Source organism: Promicromonospora sp. NPDC050262, from assembly GCF_040655935.1.
Lineage (GTDB): Bacteria > Actinomycetota > Actinomycetes > Actinomycetales > Cellulomonadaceae > Promicromonospora.
Map to the genome: position 1 here is coordinate 177357 of NZ_JBFAKX010000012.1, position 16352 is coordinate 193708.

14 protein-coding genes are annotated in these 16352 nt (G+C 74.0%); 4 read left to right on the plus strand and 10 right to left on the minus strand.

Annotation, left to right across the window (positions count from 1 at the left end; all coding sequences use genetic code 11):
• Positions 1-230: 230 nt before the first annotated feature.
• A complete protein-coding gene (gene ftsY / locus AB0I29_RS18845) occupies positions 231-1406 on the minus strand; it encodes a signal recognition particle-docking protein FtsY (RefSeq protein WP_357484257.1) in 1176 nt (391 codons plus the stop codon).
• A 192-nt stretch (positions 1407-1598) separates the two neighbouring features.
• Here ftsY and AB0I29_RS18850 point away from each other — a divergent pair, with 192 nt between their 5' ends.
• Genes AB0I29_RS18850 through AB0I29_RS18865 form a run of 4 tightly spaced genes read left to right on the plus strand, consistent with a single transcriptional unit; the run spans position 1599 to position 5537 of the window.
• Positions 1599-2648 (plus strand): iron-siderophore ABC transporter substrate-binding protein, encoded by a 1050-nt coding sequence (locus AB0I29_RS18850; protein WP_357484260.1) that lies wholly within the window; start codon positions 1599-1601, stop codon positions 2646-2648.
• Positions 2645-3664, plus strand: a complete 1020-nt coding sequence (locus tag AB0I29_RS18855; RefSeq protein ID WP_357484263.1) for an iron ABC transporter permease — start codon at positions 2645-2647, stop codon at positions 3662-3664. The genes AB0I29_RS18850 and AB0I29_RS18855 overlap by 4 nt, the downstream gene beginning before the upstream one ends.
• The gene (locus tag AB0I29_RS18860; RefSeq protein WP_357484266.1) at positions 3661-4728 is read left to right on the plus strand and encodes an iron ABC transporter permease; all 1068 of its coding nucleotides are present in this window, start codon (positions 3661-3663) and stop codon (positions 4726-4728) included. The genes AB0I29_RS18855 and AB0I29_RS18860 overlap by 4 nt, the downstream gene beginning before the upstream one ends.
• Complete coding sequence (locus AB0I29_RS18865) at positions 4728-5537, plus strand: ABC transporter ATP-binding protein (RefSeq protein WP_285105145.1); 810 nt, start codon at positions 4728-4730, stop codon at positions 5535-5537. The genes AB0I29_RS18860 and AB0I29_RS18865 overlap by 1 nt, the downstream gene beginning before the upstream one ends.
• A 23-nt stretch (positions 5538-5560) precedes the next feature.
• Here AB0I29_RS18865 and AB0I29_RS18870 read toward each other — a convergent pair whose 3' ends face one another.
• From AB0I29_RS18870 to dhaK, 9 genes are all read right to left on the minus strand, one after another.
• Positions 5561-6025, minus strand: coding sequence for a hypothetical protein (locus AB0I29_RS18870; RefSeq protein WP_357484270.1), 465 nt, complete (start codon positions 6023-6025; stop codon positions 5561-5563).
• Between the two features lie 235 nt (positions 6026-6260).
• Entirely contained in the window at positions 6261-10091 is a 3831-nt protein-coding gene (gene smc, locus AB0I29_RS18875) for a chromosome segregation protein SMC (RefSeq protein WP_357484273.1), read from the minus strand.
• Positions 10092-10209: 118 nt separating this feature from the next.
• Positions 10210-10683, minus strand: a complete 474-nt coding sequence (gene ndk / locus AB0I29_RS18880; RefSeq protein ID WP_285105149.1) for a nucleoside-diphosphate kinase — start codon at positions 10681-10683, stop codon at positions 10210-10212.
• An 87-nt stretch (positions 10684-10770) separates the two neighbouring features.
• Positions 10771-11211, minus strand: coding sequence for a DUF4233 domain-containing protein (locus AB0I29_RS18885; RefSeq protein ID WP_285105151.1), 441 nt, complete (start codon positions 11209-11211; stop codon positions 10771-10773).
• Positions 11208-12905 carry an MDR family MFS transporter gene (locus AB0I29_RS18890; RefSeq protein WP_357484278.1) on the minus strand — a complete coding sequence of 566 codons (1698 nt, stop codon included), beginning with the start codon at positions 12903-12905 and terminating at the stop codon, positions 11208-11210. Before AB0I29_RS18890 ends, AB0I29_RS18885 begins: the two co-directional genes overlap by 4 nt.
• 41 nt (positions 12906-12946) lie before the next feature.
• The gene (locus AB0I29_RS18895) at positions 12947-13645 is read right to left on the minus strand and encodes a TetR/AcrR family transcriptional regulator (RefSeq protein ID WP_357484281.1); all 699 of its coding nucleotides are present in this window, start codon (positions 13643-13645) and stop codon (positions 12947-12949) included.
• 58 nt (positions 13646-13703) lie between these two features.
• Positions 13704-14441, minus strand: a complete 738-nt coding sequence (locus tag AB0I29_RS18900; RefSeq protein ID WP_357484284.1) for an HPr family phosphocarrier protein — start codon at positions 14439-14441, stop codon at positions 13704-13706.
• Positions 14438-15121 carry a dihydroxyacetone kinase subunit DhaL gene (dhaL, locus tag AB0I29_RS18905; protein WP_357484287.1) on the minus strand — a complete coding sequence of 228 codons (684 nt, stop codon included), beginning with the start codon at positions 15119-15121 and terminating at the stop codon, positions 14438-14440. The genes AB0I29_RS18900 and dhaL overlap by 4 nt, the downstream gene beginning before the upstream one ends.
• 20 nt (positions 15122-15141) lie before the next feature.
• Complete coding sequence (gene dhaK / locus AB0I29_RS18910; RefSeq protein ID WP_285105159.1) at positions 15142-16137, minus strand: dihydroxyacetone kinase subunit DhaK; 996 nt, start codon at positions 16135-16137, stop codon at positions 15142-15144.
• Positions 16138-16352: the final 215 nt, after the last annotated feature.

The following is a 16352-nucleotide window of genomic DNA, read 5'->3' on the forward strand; positions in this document are numbered from 1 at the left end:
TCGCGGGATACCGTTACGCGGGGCCCGCATCGAGGTTACGGATGCGTGACGCAGGCGGGGAGCATGTAAACGTCTTATTTCGAGTCCCACTTGGGCGAATTTTCCGACCCAACCGTGATCGCCCGGTTATTTCGTGGCTATCCGCTTGTAACTTGGCGCTTACACGTACTTCTCACATGGTGGACGGCGACCATTGCCGTGCCATTCCCGGGGGCATTCCTGACCCGAGGTCAGCCCAGGATCCCGTCCACGAACTCCTCGACGTCGAACGGCGCCAGGTCGTCCGGACCCTCGCCCAGGCCGATGAGCTTGACCGGCACGCCGAGCTCCCGCTGCACCTGGACCACGATGCCGCCCTTGGCGGTCCCGTCGAGCTTCGTCAGGACGATGCCGGTCACGCCGGCGACCTCCGCGAAGACCCGCGCCTGGGAGAGCCCGTTCTGCCCGGTGGTCGCGTCCAGCACCAGCAGCACCTCGCTCGGCGCGGCGACCTTGCTGGCCACGCGCACGATCTTGCCGAGCTCGTCCATGAGGCCGGCCTTGTTCTGCAGGCGCCCCGCGGTGTCCACGAGCACGACGTCCGTCTTCTCGTCGCGTCCGCGTGCGACCGCCTCGAAGGCCACCGACGCCGGGTCGGCGCCCTCGCGGTCCGAGCGCACCGTCTCCACGCCCACCCGGTTGCCCCAGGTGGTGAGCTGGTCCGCCGCGGCGGCGCGGAACGTGTCGGCGGCGCCGAGCACCACGCTGCGGCCGTCCGCCACCAGCACGCGGGCCAGCTTGCCGACCGTCGTGGTCTTGCCCGTACCGTTCACGCCCACCACGAGGGTCACCGCGGGCAGGTGCGTGCCGTCCTCGGCGGTGGTCGGCTCGGTGCGCAGCGTGCGGTCCAGCTCGGGCTGCAGGAGCGTCACGAGCTCGGAGCGCAGCAGGTCGCGCACCGCCGCCGGCTCCCGCACGCCCAGCACGCGGACCTTGGTCCGCAGCGCGTCGAGCAGCTCCGTGGTGGGGCCGGCGCCGACGTCCGCGAGGAGCAGCTCCTCCTCGATCTCGTCCCAGTCGTTCTCCGTGAGCGAGTCCCGGGACAGGACGGAGAGCAGCCGGGCGCCGAGCGGCGAGCCGGACCGCGCGAGCCGGTCGCGCAGCCGCACCAGGCGGCCCGCGGTCGGGGCGGGACGTTCCAGGACGGGCGCGGCCTGCGGTGCCGCCGCCTCAGGCTCCGTCGCGGGTTCGGCGGTGGCCGGCTCCGCCGTGGCGGACGGCGCCGTCGTGGGCTCGGCCGTCGGCGCGGCGTCGTCCTGGTCCTGGGTACGCCTGCGCCGTCGGGCGACCAGGACGCCGGCGAGGCCGCCACCACCCGCGAGGACGACGACGGCGGAGATGATCTCGATCCAGGGAAGCTCGTTCACGCCCCAGATTCTTTCATCTCGCGGAGGCCGCCGTGGGAGCCCGGGAGCCCGGCGCGGCCGTCAGGCGGAGTTAGGGTCCCCTAATCTCCGCGTGTAGTGTGACCTCGCCGAGAGAGCCCGAGCGCGACGACCGCGCCGCCTCAGACCCGCGGCCGTGCAGCATCCTTCGTCCGAGAACCCTGAGGAACAACCATGCCCCGCGCAGTTTTCGCGTCCGTCGCCGCCGTCGTCCTGGGCGCCACCCTGCTCACCGGCTGCGGTGCGACCGCCGAGTCCGGCACCGGCGACAACAAGTCCAACGTCGCCACCGGCCAGGAGGGGTTCGACGACGTCCGGGAGCTCGCGGCCCAGCTCGGCACCGACGCCGCCCCCGGCGAGTTCCCGCGCACCGTGCGCAACCTCGTGGCCAACGAGGAGGTGGGCGAGACCGAGATCCCGGCGAAGCCCGAGCGCGTGATCGTGCTCGACACCGGTGAGCTCGACAACATGATCTCCCTCGGCATCGAGCCGGTCGGCATCGCCCACCCCGCGGACGCGGCGATGGCACCCGGCTACCTGGACGTCGGCGACGCCGTGGACCTCGGCGCCTACGACGCCCTGGACCTGGAGCAGATCAAGAACCTCGAGCCCGACCTGATCCTCGGCACGTCGCTGCGGATCGACGACGACGGCCTCAAGAGCAAGCTCCAGGACATCGCGCCGACCGTGCTGTCGCCGCGCCCCGGCGTGCTGTGGAAGGAGAACTTCCTGCTCAACGCCGCGGCGGTGGGCGAGGAGGAGCGCGCCCAGGAGCTGCTGGACGCCTACGAGCAGCGTGCCGACGAGGTGGGCGCCGAGGTCGTGGAGGCGAACGGCGGCGAAGCCCCGACCGTCTCCATGCTGCGGTTCATGGCCGGGCAGATCCGCCTGTACGCCAACGACTCGTTCGTCGGCATCATCCTCGCCGACGCCGGCCTGCCCCGGCCCGAGACCGAGGACATCGCCGACCTCGCCGTCGAGATCTCCGCGGAGGAGATCACCCTCGCCGAGGGCGACTGGCTGCTCTGGGGCACCTACGGCAAGCCCGACGCCACCGAGCAGGCGGCGGTCGTCGACGGCCCCCTGTGGGACCAGGTGCCCGCGGTCGCGGACGGCGGCGTCGTCCGCGAGGTGCCGGACGAGACGTGGTACCTGGGTCTGGGCGTGACGGGGGCCGGGCTGGTGCTCGACGACCTGGAGACCATCGCCGCCGACCAGCGGTGAGCACGTCCCGGACCACGACGCGCAGCGGGACCACGGTCACCGCGATCCTGCTGACCGCGCTCGTGCTGCTCGTCGTCGCGGCGCTGGCCGGCATCACGGTGGGTGCCCGCGTGCTCTCGCCGGCCGAGACGGTCGCGGGGCTCCTGGGCCACGACGGCGTCGCCGCGACCGTCATCTGGGAGCTGCGGCTGCCCCGGACCCTGCTCGGCCTGCTCGTCGGCGTCGCCCTCGGCGTGGCCGGTGTGCTCGCGCAGGCGGTCACCCGCAACCCGCTGGCCGACCCGGGCCTGCTCGGGATCTCCGCCGGCGGCGCCGTCGCGGTGGTCGCCGGCAGCGTGTTCCTCGGCCTCGGTGCGGGCACGCCCCGCGTGCTGCTCGCCCTCGCGGGCGCGGCGCTGGCGACGGCCGCCGTGTACCTGTTCGCGAGCCGGTCGCCCGAAGGGCTCACCCCCGTGAACATGACCCTGGCCGGGATGGCCATGACGGCCTTCCTCGGCGCCGCCGTCTCGGCGACCGTGCTGCTCAGCGCCTCGACGATGGACCAGTACCGGTTCTGGGTGGTGGGGTCGCTGAACCTGCCCGACCCCGCCGTGCTGCTGCCGGCCCTCGTGCCGGCCGTGGTCGGCGGAGTCCTGGCGGTGGTCGTCTCCGGGTCGCTCAACGCGCTCGCCCTCGGCGACGACACGGCGGCGGCGCTCGGCGTCCCCGTGGTGCGGACCCGGCTGCTGGCGGGGGTGGCCGTGGTGCTGCTGTCGGGCACCGCGGTGGCGCTGGCCGGCCCGATCGCCTTCGTCGGCCTGGTCATCCCGCACGTCGCCAGGGCCCTGGTCGGCACCGACGTGCGCCGGGTGCTCGCACTCTCGGCGGTGCTGGGGCCGCTGCTGCTGGTCACGGCCGACGTCGTCGGCCGGCTCGTGGCGCGTCCGGCGGAGGTCCAGGTGGGCGTGGTCACGGCGCTGCTCGGCACGCCCTTCTTCATCTGGCTGACGCGACGCGCGAAGGAGCGTGCCCGATGACCGCCACAGAGCCCACCGGCACAGCCACCAACGCTGTGCGCCGCCTGCTGCCCCGCCCCCGGCCGCGCGGGCGGGTGGTCGCCGCCGTGCTGGGGGCCCTGCTGGTCCTGCTGCTCGTGTCCGTGCTCGCCCTGAGCCTGGGCGACCAGGCCACGGCGCCCGCCGCCCTGTGGCAGGCGCTGCGCGGGCACGGACCGGAGAACACGGTCTACGCCGTGCACGAGGTCCGGCTCCCCCGCGTGGTCCTCGCGCTGGCCGTCGGCGCAGCCTTCGGCGTGGCCGGCGGGCTGAGCCAGAGCGTGCTGCGCAACCCGCTGGCCAGCCCCGACGTGCTCGGCATCAGCGCGGGCGCCTCGGTCGCGGTGGTGGGCGTCATCGCCGTCGGTTCCCTGGGCGGCCCGGTGGGCATCGTTCCGATCCCCGTCGCCGCCCTCGCGGGCGGCCTCGCCGCGGCGGGGCTGATCGCGCTGCTCGCCCGCGACGGCGCCCTGCGGGGCCGCCGCATCCTGCTGGTCGGCATCGCGCTGTCCGCCGCGCTGACCGCCCTGACGCAGTTCCTGCTGACCCGCATCGACGTCTACGACGCGCAGCGCTCCGCGGCCTGGCTCACCGGCAGCCTCAACGCGCGCGGCTGGGGCGAGGCGACGCCCGTCCTGGTGGGGCTGGCCGTGCTGCTGCCCGCGGCGCTCGTGCTGGCCCGCACCAACCGCGCGCTGCTGTTCGAGGACGAGGTCGTGGCCGGCTGGGGCGTACGCCCGGGCCGGGCCCGCGCCGCCCTGCTGGTGATCGCGGTGTGCCTCGCGGCGCTCGCCACGTCGGCCGCCGGACCCGTCGCCTTCGTGGCCCTGGTCGCCGGGCAGGTGGCGCGCCGGGTGGCTGGCGTGCCCGACATCCCGCCGGTCCTGGCGGGGGCGGCCGGCGCCGTGCTCGTGCTGGTCGCGGACACCGTGGCGCGCACGGCGCTGCCCGCACAGCTCCCCGTCGGCGTCCTGACCGGTCTGGTCGGCGCGCCCTACCTGCTGTACCTGCTGCAGCGCCGCCGCTCGACGAGAGGGACCCCCTGATGCCCATCACCGCCACGTCCGCGGCCCGCCTGCGGGCGGATGCCGTCACGCTGGGCTACGGCGACCGGACCGTCGTGCGGGAGCTCTCGCTCGACGTCCCCGACCAGCAGGTGACCGTCGTCGTGGGCCCCAACGCCTGTGGCAAGTCCACCCTGCTGCGCGGCCTCGCCCGCCTCGTGCCGACCACCGGCGGCTCCGTGCTGCTGGACGGCAAGGCCATCTCCGAGCGCCCCACCCGGGAGGTGGCGCGCGTCCTGGGCATGCTGCCCCAGTCGCCCGTGCCGCCCGAGGGGATCACCGTGCGCGATCTCGTCTCCCGGGGGCGCCACCCGCACCAGAGCTGGTGGCACCAGTGGGGCGAGGGCGACACCGAGGCCGTCGAGGGCGCGCTGCGCGCCACGGGCACCGCCGAGCTCGCCGCGCGCGACGTCGACGAGTTGTCCGGCGGGCAGCGCCAGCGGGCCTGGATCGCGATGGCCGTGGCTCAGGAGACCGACCTGCTCCTGCTGGACGAGCCGACCACGTACCTCGACATGGCCCACCAGCTCGACGTCCTGGAGCTGGTCGCCGCGCTCAACCGGGACCACCGCAGGACGGTCGTCATGGTGCTGCACGACCTCAACCTCGCCTGCCGCTACGCGCACCACATCGTGGCCATGCGTGACGGCGAGATCGTCGCCGAGGGCCCGCCCGGCGAGGTGGTGACCCCGGAGCTGCTGCGCGAGGTGTTCTCCGTCGAGGCGACGATCCTCACCGACCCGCGCACCGGGACGCCCGTGATCGTGCCGCACCGCACCGTGCAGGACTGAGGGACCGAGGCCCCCGGACGCGCCTAGCTCGCGGCCTGGGCCGGGCCCGGGTCGGCAGCCGGCGGCTCCTGCGCGACCTTCTGCGCGGAGCGGACCGGCCGCACCGCCCGCAGCTGGCCGGGCACGAGGTTGGCCGGCTTGAGCGGCACGGTGCCCAGCGGCACGTGCAGCGTCTTCTGCGCCTGGTCCCGCGCGCGGTTCAGGACGTCGGTCAGCTCCTCGGCGTCGACGTAGCCCGGCTTGGACTCGATCGTCGCGGCGAAGAACTCGGACATTCCCATGTCCACGGGCGAGGTGTCCGGCTTGACCACGCGCGGCTTGCCGACCCACACGGACGGCGCGCCCACGGCATGGGTCGCGACGGCGGACGCGCCATGACGGCGACCGTCCTTGCGCCGCTGGGCGTCACCGCGCAGGCGAGCGAGGCCCGAACGGAACCATTGAAGGAACGAGAACTCCTCGGTGTTGCTGCTCGAGGGCGCGTCCATCTGACTGGCGACGACGAAGACACCAACGGCCAACACCAAGCACACCACGAGCAGAATGACCGACCACCACATGGGCCTATTGTGTCGTGTCTTGTCCGGTCCCGCCGCGCGGACGGCCGCGACACGCCGTGTGACACGCGCCGTTCCGCCAGGAGAAATCCCTCACACCTGGAGGTTCCCGGCGTCGAGGTGCGAAAAATCACCCTCTACGCCGGGATGCCGCCAAGCGGCAGCACTAGGCGGTGACCGACTCGCGGTCGCCCATGCGCTGGCTGATCAGCGTCGTGACGCCGTCGCCCCGCATGGTCACGCCGTAGAGGGCGTCGGCCACCTCCATCGTGCGCTTCTGGTGCGTGATCACGATGAGCTGGCTGTCCTTCTGCAGCTCCTTGAAGATCTCGATGAGGCGGCCGAGGTTCACGTCGTCGAGCGCGGCCTCGACCTCGTCCATGATGTAGAACGGGCTGGGCCGCGCCTTGAAGATCGAGACGAGGAACGCGACGGCCGCCAGCGACCGCTCGCCGCCGGAGAGCAGCGACAGCCGCTTGACCTTCTTGCCCGCCGGGCGCGCCTCGACCTCGATGCCGGTGGTCAGCAGGTTGTCCGGCTCGGTGAGCGTCAGCTTGCCCTCACCGCCGGGGAACAGGCGGGGGAAGATCTCGAGGAACTTCGCCGCGGTGTCCTGGAAGGCCTCGGCGAAGACCTGCTGCACGCGCTCGTCGATGTCGTCGACGATCTGCAGGAGGTCCTCGCGCGACTTCTTCAGGTCCGCGAGCTGGTCCACGAGGAACTGGTGCCGCTCCTCCAGGGCCGCGAACTCCTCCAGCGCCAGCGGGTTCACCGCGCCGATGCGGGAGAGCGCCCGCTCGGCCTTGGCCAGCCGGGCCTCCTGCTCCTCGCGCACGTACGGGACGGTCCGGTCCGGCTTCGGCGGTCCCGGGACGTCCTCGACGGGGGCCTCCGTGACCTCGCCCTCGACCGGGGCCTCCTCCGGCTCGGCACCGGCCGCCGCGACGATCACCGCGGTGGCCGCGGGGTCGTCGGGCCGGATCCCGGCCTCGTGCAGGGCGCGGGTCCGCGCGATGAGGGCGTCCTCGCGCGCGGCCGCCCCGCGGGGCAGCGCCGGGTCCCCCTCGTAGCGGATGGGGTTGCCCTCCTCGTCCCGCTCGACCACGGCGCGGCGCTTGCGCCCGCGCACCGCCACGTCACCGTCGAACACCGGGACGGGCTGGTGCGGGCCGAACTCCTCGACGAGCACGTCGGGGTCCGTGCCCAGCTCCTCGGTGGCGCGCGTCTGGAGCTGCTCCAGGCGCAGGAGCTGCTGTGCCCGGGCGACCTCGTCGCGGTGGGCGACGTCGGTCAGCTCGCGCAGCTCGGCCGTCAGCGACTCCACGCTCCCCCGCACGGCGACGAGCTGCTCCGACCCGGCGGCGCGCGCCTCCTCGGCGGCCGCCTTGTCGGCGGCGGCCCGGTCCAGCGACCGCGCGATGGACTCCAGCGCCACCGCGACGGCCTGCTGCACCAGCACCGCGCGCGACGCGTCCCGGCGCCGCAGCTCCTCGCGCTCGGCGGCGCGGGCGCGGGCCTCGCGCTCCTGCTCGGCCGCCGCCGCCAGCGCCTGGGCACGGCCGGACACGGCGCGGGCGCGCTCCTCCGCGGTGCGCAGCGCCAGGCGCGCCTCGGTCTCACGGGCGCGCGCGGCCGAGGCGGCCGCGGCGGCCTCGTCGCGCTCCGTCTGCAGCTCGTCGACCGAGCCCTCGTCGTCGGCGGGCTCCTCCTCGGCGATCGTCATGCGCTCGACGAGCGCCTCGAGCTCCATCTCGTCCTCGGCGCGGCGGGACTGCGCCTGGTCCAGAGCGGCCCGGTGCCGGTCGGCCTCGGCCCGGGCGGCACGCGCGGCGGCACCGAGCGACCCGAGCTGCTCGGCGGCGGCCGCGCGGGCGGCGTCGGCCTCCCCGAGCCGGGCGAGCGTCTCGTCGTAGCGCTCCTGGGCCGCCGCGCGCTCGGCGCGGGCCCGCTCCAGGTGCGCCGACCCGTCGATGTCGCGCGCGGCGGCCTCGTCCCGGGCCGCCTTGGCCTCGTCCAGCGCGGACTGCAGGTGCAGCACGCTCGGCGCGGCGGCCGACCCGCCCCAGGCGCGGGTCGCGCCCAGCAGGTCGCCGGCCCGGGTCACGGCGACCACCGGCTGGTCCCGGACCAGCGCGCGGGCGCGGGCGAGGTCGTCCACGACCACGACGTCGCGCAGGATCGTCCGCAGCGCGGCCGCCGCCGGACCCGCGACCTGGACCACGTCGGTGGCCCAGCGGGCACCGGCGGGCAGGTCGACGGCGGGGCGCTCGACCGCGGGAGCCGTCCGGTCCGAGCCCACGACCAGGCTGGCCCGGCCCGCGTCCTCGTCCCGCAGCAGGCGCAGCGCGTCGACGGCCTCGTCCACGCCGGCCACGGCCACGGCGTCGGCCACCGGACCGAGCGCGGCGGCGACCGCGTCCTCGAATCCCGCCTCGATGCCCAGCAGCGCCGCCACCGAGCCCAGGACGCCGGGCTGGTGGGCGGCGAGCAGCGTGCCCGCGCCGTCCTTGCGGTCCAGGCTCAGCTCCAACGCCTCAACCCTGGCGGCCGCGGAGCTGCGGTCCCGCTGCGCCGTCGTCACCTGCTCCTGGAGGTGCCGCACCTCGGCCTTGGCCAGCTCCAGCACCTCGGACGCCGCCTCGTGCGCGACGTCGAGCCCCTCCTCGCCGCCCTCGACCCCGCCGACCTCGGTCTCCAGCGCCGAGAGCTCGCGCGAGGACTCCTCGACGCGCTGCTCGGCCTCCAGCAGGGCGTCGCGCAGCCGGTCGAGCTCCGACTGGGCGGCCTCGACCCGGCTGCGGCGCGCGGCGACCTGGCCGGCGAGGCGCGCGAGGCCCTCGCGGCGGTCCGCGGCGGCGCGCAGGAGGGCGGCGTGCGAACGCTCGGCGGCCTGGGCGGCCGCCTCGGCCTCCGCCCGGACGTCGACGGCGGACTCGACGGTCTCGCGCGCGATGGCGACCTCGGTGGCCAGCTCCTCCTCGCTCGCGCGGGAGCGGGCGGCCTGGGCCTCCAGGTCGTCGGGGTCCTGCCCCTGGTGCGTGGGCTCGGCCGTGCCGAGCAGCCGGGCACGCTCCCCCGCCAGCGACTGCAGGCTGCGCAGGCGCTCCCGGGTCTGGGACAGCGCGAAGACGGTGTCGCCGGCCTGGCTGACCTGCTGCGACTCGGCCGACGTCGCCGCCTCGAGGCGGGCCAGCAGGCCGCGCGCCTCGGTCAGCGCCGCCTCGGTCTCGGCCTGCCGCTGCTTGAGCGACCGCTCGTCCGCGCTCTCCTGCTCGAGCTGCGCGGTGAGCTGGGCCAGGTCGTCGGCCAGCAGGCGCGACTTCGCGTCGCGCAGGTCGCGCTGCACGGTCTGTGCCTTGCGGGCCGCCTCGGCCTGCCGGCCGAGCGGCCCGAGCTGGCGCCGCAGCTCGGCCGTCAGGTCACCCAGGCGGGCCAGGTTGCCCTGCATCGCGTCGAGCTTGCGGAGCGCCTTCTCCTTGCGCTTGCGGTGCTTGAGGACGCCCGCGGCCTCCTCGATGAAGCCGCGGCGCTCCTCGGGGGTCGCGCGCAGCACGGCGTCGAGCTGGCCCTGGCCCACGACGACGTGCATCTCCCGGCCGATGCCGGAGTCGCTCAGGAGCTCCTGGATGTCCAGCAGGCGGCAGCTGCTGCCGTTGATCGCGTACTCGGAACCGCCGCTGCGGAACAGCGTGCGGGAGATCGTGACCTCGGTGTAGTCGATCGGCAGCGCGCCGTCGGTGTTGTCGATCGTCAGCGCCACCTCGGCGCGGCCCAGGGGCGCGCGGCCGGACGTGCCCGCGAAGATGACGTCGTCCATCTTGCCGCCGCGCAGCGACTTGGCACCTTGCTCGCCCATGACCCAGGAGAGCGCGTCGACCACGTTGGACTTGCCGGAGCCGTTCGGGCCCACCACGCAGGTGATGCCCGGCTCGAGCTCGAGGGTGGTCGCCGACGCGAAGGACTTGAAGCCCCGGAGCGTGAGCGTCTTGAGGTGCACGCGGTGAGCCTAACTGTGAACGCGGTCTGAACGTCGGACGTACCGCCGAGATACGCCGAAGCGGCACCCGGATGCTTCGGCAGGGTGCCGCTTCGACGGACGTGCGGTGCGGGGCCGGTCAGCCCAGCTCGGGGAACCAGAGGGAGATCTCGCGCGCCGCCGACTCCGCGGAGTCGGAGCCGTGCACGAGGTTCTGCTGCACCTTGGTGCCCCAGTCGCGGCCCAGGTCGCCGCGGATCGTGCCGGGGGCGGCGTCGGTCGGGTTGGTGGCCCCGGCCAGGGAACGGAAGCCGGGGATCACGCCCTGGCCCTCGGCCACGACGGCCAGGACCGGGCCCGACATCATGAACTCGACCAGCGGGGCGTAGAACGGCTTGCCCTCGTGCTCGGCGTAGTGTGCGGCCAGCAGCTCGGTCGTGGCGTCCTTCAGCTGCACGGCGCGCAGCGTGTAGCCCTTGGCCTCGATGCGGCGCAGGATCTCGCCGGACAGGCCGCGGCGCACGCCGTCCGGCTTGACGAGGACGAGGGTGCGCTCGGCCACGGGCTGCGTCGAGGCCTCCGTGGGCAGGGTCTTCTCTGCGACGTCGGTCATGGCCCAACCTTATCGGGACCGCGCGCCCTCCCCGAACGTGTCAGACGCTCGGGTCACCGGGGTGACCTGAGCGTCTGACACCTGCCGTCAGGGCGTGTTCGGGGCCGTCTCGGGGTGCGCGGCGTCGTACTCCGCCCGCTCCCGGTCCACGCGCGCGCCGAGCCGCAGCGCGTAGAACCACAGCACCACGAAGATCCCGCCGACGAAGTACATCATCGGCAGCAGCAGCCCCATGGCGAGCACCGGCAGCTGGGCAAGGGTGCCCGCCGCCCGGCCCGTCGTCGTGCCCTGGGCCCGCGACAGGATCACGAGCACCACGCACAGCACCCCGCCCAGCGCCCAGATCGCGGCCCCCGACTCGATGCGCAGCGGCCCGCGCCCGAACTCCGAGTCGCGCAGGGCCCACACCACCAGGGTCGCGAACAGCACGAGGAACACCTCGAGCAGCAGCGTGGTGGACGTGAACTGCACCAGCGCGGACTTCTTGGGCTTGATGCGGTCGCCGGGGGCGGGTCGGTCCTTGCTCACCGGTTCAGGATATCCGTCCCCGTGCGGTCTCCGTCCCGGCCCGCGTCCCGGCCGGCGTCGTGCGCGGCGTCGCCGTCCAGGACGGCGACCCCGGCTCCCGCGGCGGCAGGCTCCGTCGCGCCCTCCATGACGGCCTCACCGCGGGCGACCATGCCGGCCTGGTCGGACAGCTTGACCTCCTTGAGGAACAGCGCGAGCACGAGGCCGACGACGACCAGCGGCACGAGGTACCAGAACGCCGGGGCGAGCGAGTCCGCGAAGGCGTCGACCACGCCGCTGCGCAGCGGCTCGGGGAGCTGCTGGACGATCTGCGGCGTCAGGCCGGAACCACCGCCCGCGGGGGCGGCGCCCTCCGGGAGCCCCGCGAAGAGCTCCCCCAGGTTGTCCGTCAGGCGCGAGGTGAACACCGTCGTGAACGCCGCGGTACCCACCGCGGCGCCGATCTCCCGGAAGAAGTTGTTCGACGACGTCGCGGTGCCCAGCTCGTGCGGGTCCACCGAGTTCTGCACCGCGAGCACGATGGTCTGCATGATCAGGCCCATGCCGGCGCCGAGCACGAAGATCATGGCGCCGAACAGCCACAGCGACATACCACCCTCGAGCCGGGTCAGCCAGATCATGCCGAGGATCGTGATCGCGAGGCCCGCCACCGGGAACATCTTGTAGCGGCCCGTCCTCGAGATCGCGAAGCCGGAGACGATCGACGTCAGCATCACGCCGGCCATCATCGGGAGCATCAGCAGGCCGGACTCCGTGACGCCCGCCCCGGCGGACATCTGCAGGAACGTCGGGAGCATCGCCATGGCGGAGAACATGCCCATGCCGAGCACCAGGCCGATGAGCGTGGTGATGGTGAACGTGCGGTTCTTGAACAGCCGCAGCGGGATGAGCGGCTCCGCCACGCGGTTCTCGATGAAGATGAAGAGACCCACGAGCACCACGGTGGCGAGCAGCAGGCCGAGCAGCGTCGGGTCGGACCAGTCGTAGCCGTCGTTGCCGAGCGACTCCCAGCTCGTCAGGAGCACGATGCCGGTGGTGCCGAGCGCCATGGTGAGGATGCCGCCCCAGTCGGTGGGCCGGCTCGAGCGGTGCGAGGGCAGCTTGAGCGCGAAGTAGGCGATGAACCACGCGGCGATGCCGATCGGCACGTTGATCCAGAAGGTCCAGCGCCAGCCGGGACCGTCGGTGAGCCAGCCGCCGAGCAGCGGGCCGGCGACGGCGGAGATGCCGAACAGGGCGCCCATCGGGCCCATGTACTTGCCGCGGTCGGACGCCGGGATGATGTCGGCGATGATCGCCTGCGACAGGATCATCAGGCCACCGCCGCCCAGGCCCTGCACGGCGCGCCAGGCCACGAGGGCCTCGAACGACTGCGCCATGCCGCCGCCGAGCGACGCGACGACGAACAGGCCGACCGCCACGAGGAACGGCCAGCGCCGGCCGTAGAGGTCGCCGAACTTGCCGTAGAGCGGCATCGCGATGGCGATCGCAAGGATGTAGGCGGTGATGACCCAGCCCTGGTGCTCCACGCCGTTCAGCTCGCCCACGATGGTGGGCATGGCGGTGCCGACGATGGTCTGGTCCAGCGAGGACAGGAACATGGAGGCCATCAGGGCCCCGAAGATCAGCCAGATCGTGCGCTGGTTGAGTACTACCAGCGGCTTGTCGGGCGCCGTGGTCACGGCGTGGCTCATGGAGGTGCCTTTCTGGGGGTCAGGTCGAGCGAGGAGGGGGTTCAGGAGACGAGGTCGGCCGAGACGAGGTCGACGAGCTGCGCGACGGCAGCGGGCAGGTGGTCGGCCGGGTTGCCGGTGTAGCCGGCGTGCTCCCAGGCGACGAGCGCGGTGCGCAGCATGAGCAGGACGAGCATCGTGAGCAGCTCGGCGTCCGTGGTGAACGGGGCGGTCGCGCGGCGGGCCTCGAAGAGCTCGCCGAGCCGGCTCTTGTGCCGGTCCATCCAGACCACGTGGCGGCGCAGCAGGGCCGGCTCCTGCTGCATGAGGTCCATGGCCCGCATGACCCGGTCGTGGGCCTCGCCGGCCGGCGCGAGCAGGGCTGCGACCACGACCTGGAGGTCGGACAGCAGGCGGCCCGTCGGGCCGCCCTCGACGAAGGTGCGGATGACGTCCTCCGGCAGGCCGGTGTCCTCCGCGCCGAGCACCGCGTCGTCCTTGGACTCGAAGTAGTTGAAGAACGTGCGGGGCGAGACGCCCGCCTCCGCGCTGATCATCTCGACCGTCACGGCGTCGAGGCCGTGCTCGGCGACGAGGTTCTGGGCCGCGTCGATCAGGGCCGCGCGCCGCGCGCGCTTCTTGCGCTCGCGCAGGCCCTGCTCGGCGGGCGAGCCCTCCAGCGCGGACACGAACTCGCGCAGGTCCGGGCTGGATCCGGACTCAGCGGGCGCGACGGTCTCGCGCGACGAGGTGGGGGCCATGCGTCAATTCTTGCACCCCGCGCAAAAATTCATCAACTGCAAAAAGATGAGACCGCGCTCACACCTCGCCGAACCCGGACTCGATCATCTCCACGACGGTCGCCACGGCCTCCGTGGCGCCGTCGCCGGTGGCCTCCACGCGCAGCTCACGCCCCCGCGTGGCGCCCAGCGCCATGAGCTGGAGCACGCTGGAGGCGTCCACGCCGTCGATGGTCACGCTCGCACCCAGCTCGGCAACCTTGCGCGACACCAGCGCCGCCGGGCGGGCGTGCAGGCCCAGCGGGTTGCGGACGGTCACGGTGCGCGCGCCCTCGGGCTCCCCGGCCGACGGCGGCTCGGCCGCCCCGGGCGACTGCGCGGCCTCGATCGCCGCGAACATCCCGATCGCCGCGTTCGCCGACGCCAGCACGGCGTCCCGGTCCGCCCCGCCGTGCGCCGTCACGGCCGCGGCCACCGCGCCCTCGACGAACGGCGCGCGCGCCAGCACCGCGTGCTCGGCCAGCGTGTCGTCCAGCTCCAGGGCCGCCTCGACCGTCAGCACCGAGGACCCGAGGTCCCCGAGCACGACGACGCCGCCTCCGGCGGCACCGGCGCCCGCACCGGCGTCGGCCAGGACGACGAGGACCTCTTCCAGGGTCTGCTGGATCGCGTCGAGCGAGGTGCCCAGCCCGCCGTCGGGCCCGCCTCCCACGCCGCGGACCAGGACGTCGGGCGCCATCTGCCCGGCGAGCTCCGCCGCCCCGCGGGCCAGCTCGGCGGAGTGCGAGACGAGGACCAGCGCGACCCGCGCCGTCATGCCGCGCCGCGGGGGTCGGCGGACTCGGGACCGGCGAGGGCGGCGGCCAGCGCCGCGCCCAGGACCAGTGCGGTGGAGCGCGCGCCCGGGTCCTCGTGACCGGCGCTGCGCTCACCGAGGTACGAGGCTCGGCCCTTGGTCGCGACCATCGGGATGGTGCCCGTCGCCGCCTTGTCGGCCGCCTCGGCCGCCGCGCGCAGCACGTCCACCTCGGAGCCGCCGTCGCCCGACGCGGCCTCGGCCGCGTCGACCGCCGCCTGCCACGCGTCGACCATCGTCTTCTCCCCCACCGTCGCCTTGCCGCGCGAGGACACGCCCTCGAGCGCGGCCTCCAGCACCGCGACGACGGCCGGCGGGTCGATCTGCGGGCGGCCCGAGACCTTCGCCGCGCGCAGGTACGCCGTGCCGTACAGCGGGCCGGACGCGCCGCCCACCGTGGACATCAGCGTGGTCGCCACGAGCTTGAGCACGTCACCGACGGTCCGCTCGTCCGCGGTGCCGGGCTGGGCCGCCGGGTCGTCGAGCCGCGCCACCACCGCGTGGAAGCCGCGATGCATGTTCTCGCCGTGGTCGCCGTCGCCGATCTGCCGGTCGAGCTCCGTGAGCTCGTCCTTCGCGTCCGCGATCGCGTCCGCCGTGCGGCGCACCCATCGCTCCGCCCAGTCCGCGTCCAGCGCCATGTCTCGGAACCCTTCTTGTCTCACCACCGGAGTGCTGCAGTGTTCACCGGCGCGTCCCAGAGGGCCTCCAGCTCGTCGTCCAGCCGGAGGACGGTGACCGATGCCCCCTGCATCTCGAGGGACGTCACGTAGTTGCCCACCAGCGACCGGGAGACCGTGACGCCGCGCTCCTCGAGAAGGCGCCGCGCTCGACCATAGACCACGTAGAGCTCGGAGAGCGGGGTGCCGCCCATACCGTTGACGAACAGCAACACTCGGTCGCCGCCGTCCAGGGCCAGGTCGTCGGCCACGGGGGTCAGGAGCATCTCCGTGACCTGGTCGGCGCCGACCGCGGGCACACGGTGGCGGCCGGGCTCGCCGTGGATGCCGATGCCCACCTCGATCTCGTCGTCGCCCAGGTCGAAGCTGGGCCGACCCACGTGCGGCACGGTGGGCGCGGCCAGGGCGACGCCCATGGTCCGGACGTTCGCGATCACACGCTCGGCGACGGCCTTCACGCCGGCGAGGTCGACGCCGCGGGCCGCGGCGGCACCCGCGATCTTCTCGACGGCCACCGTTCCCGCCACCCCGCGCCGGCCGGCGGTGTAGAGCGAGTCCTCGACGGCGACGTCGTCGTTCACGAGCACGGAGGCGACCTCGACGCCTTCGGCCTCGGCGAGCTCGACCGCGGTCTCGAAGTTCAGCACGTCGCCCGTGTAGTTCTTGACGATCGTGAGCACCCCGGCACCGCCGTCCGCCGCCTGGATCGCGGGCTGGATCTGGTCCGGCGTCGGCGAGGTGAACACGGCGCCCGGGACGGCGGCGTCGAGCATGCCGTCCCCGACGAAGCCCGCGTGCAGGGGCTCGTGCCCCGACCCGCCACCGCTGACCAGGCCGACCTTTCCGGTGACCGCGCCTCCGGCGCGGCTGACGTAGACGGGCGACGTACTGACCTGCACCAGCTCGGCGTGCGCGAGCGCGAAGCCGGCCAGGGAGTCGGCGACGGCGTCCGCGGGATCGTTCAGCAGCTTCTTCACGGCGACCTCCTCGCGGGACTGTGCGGCCCGGCGACGGCGCCGGGCCCGCGAACACGTCCCCTGGGGTTCATGTAACACCACGCCGGCCCGGGTCGTACAGGAGAGGCGGTGCCGGGCGGAGAGGTCACCCGGGTGACCTCGGCCAGGACCGACGCCGTGTGGCCCCGTCGTCTGCTGCCCCGCCGTGAGCCCGGCGTCCGCGCCGATGGTCCCAG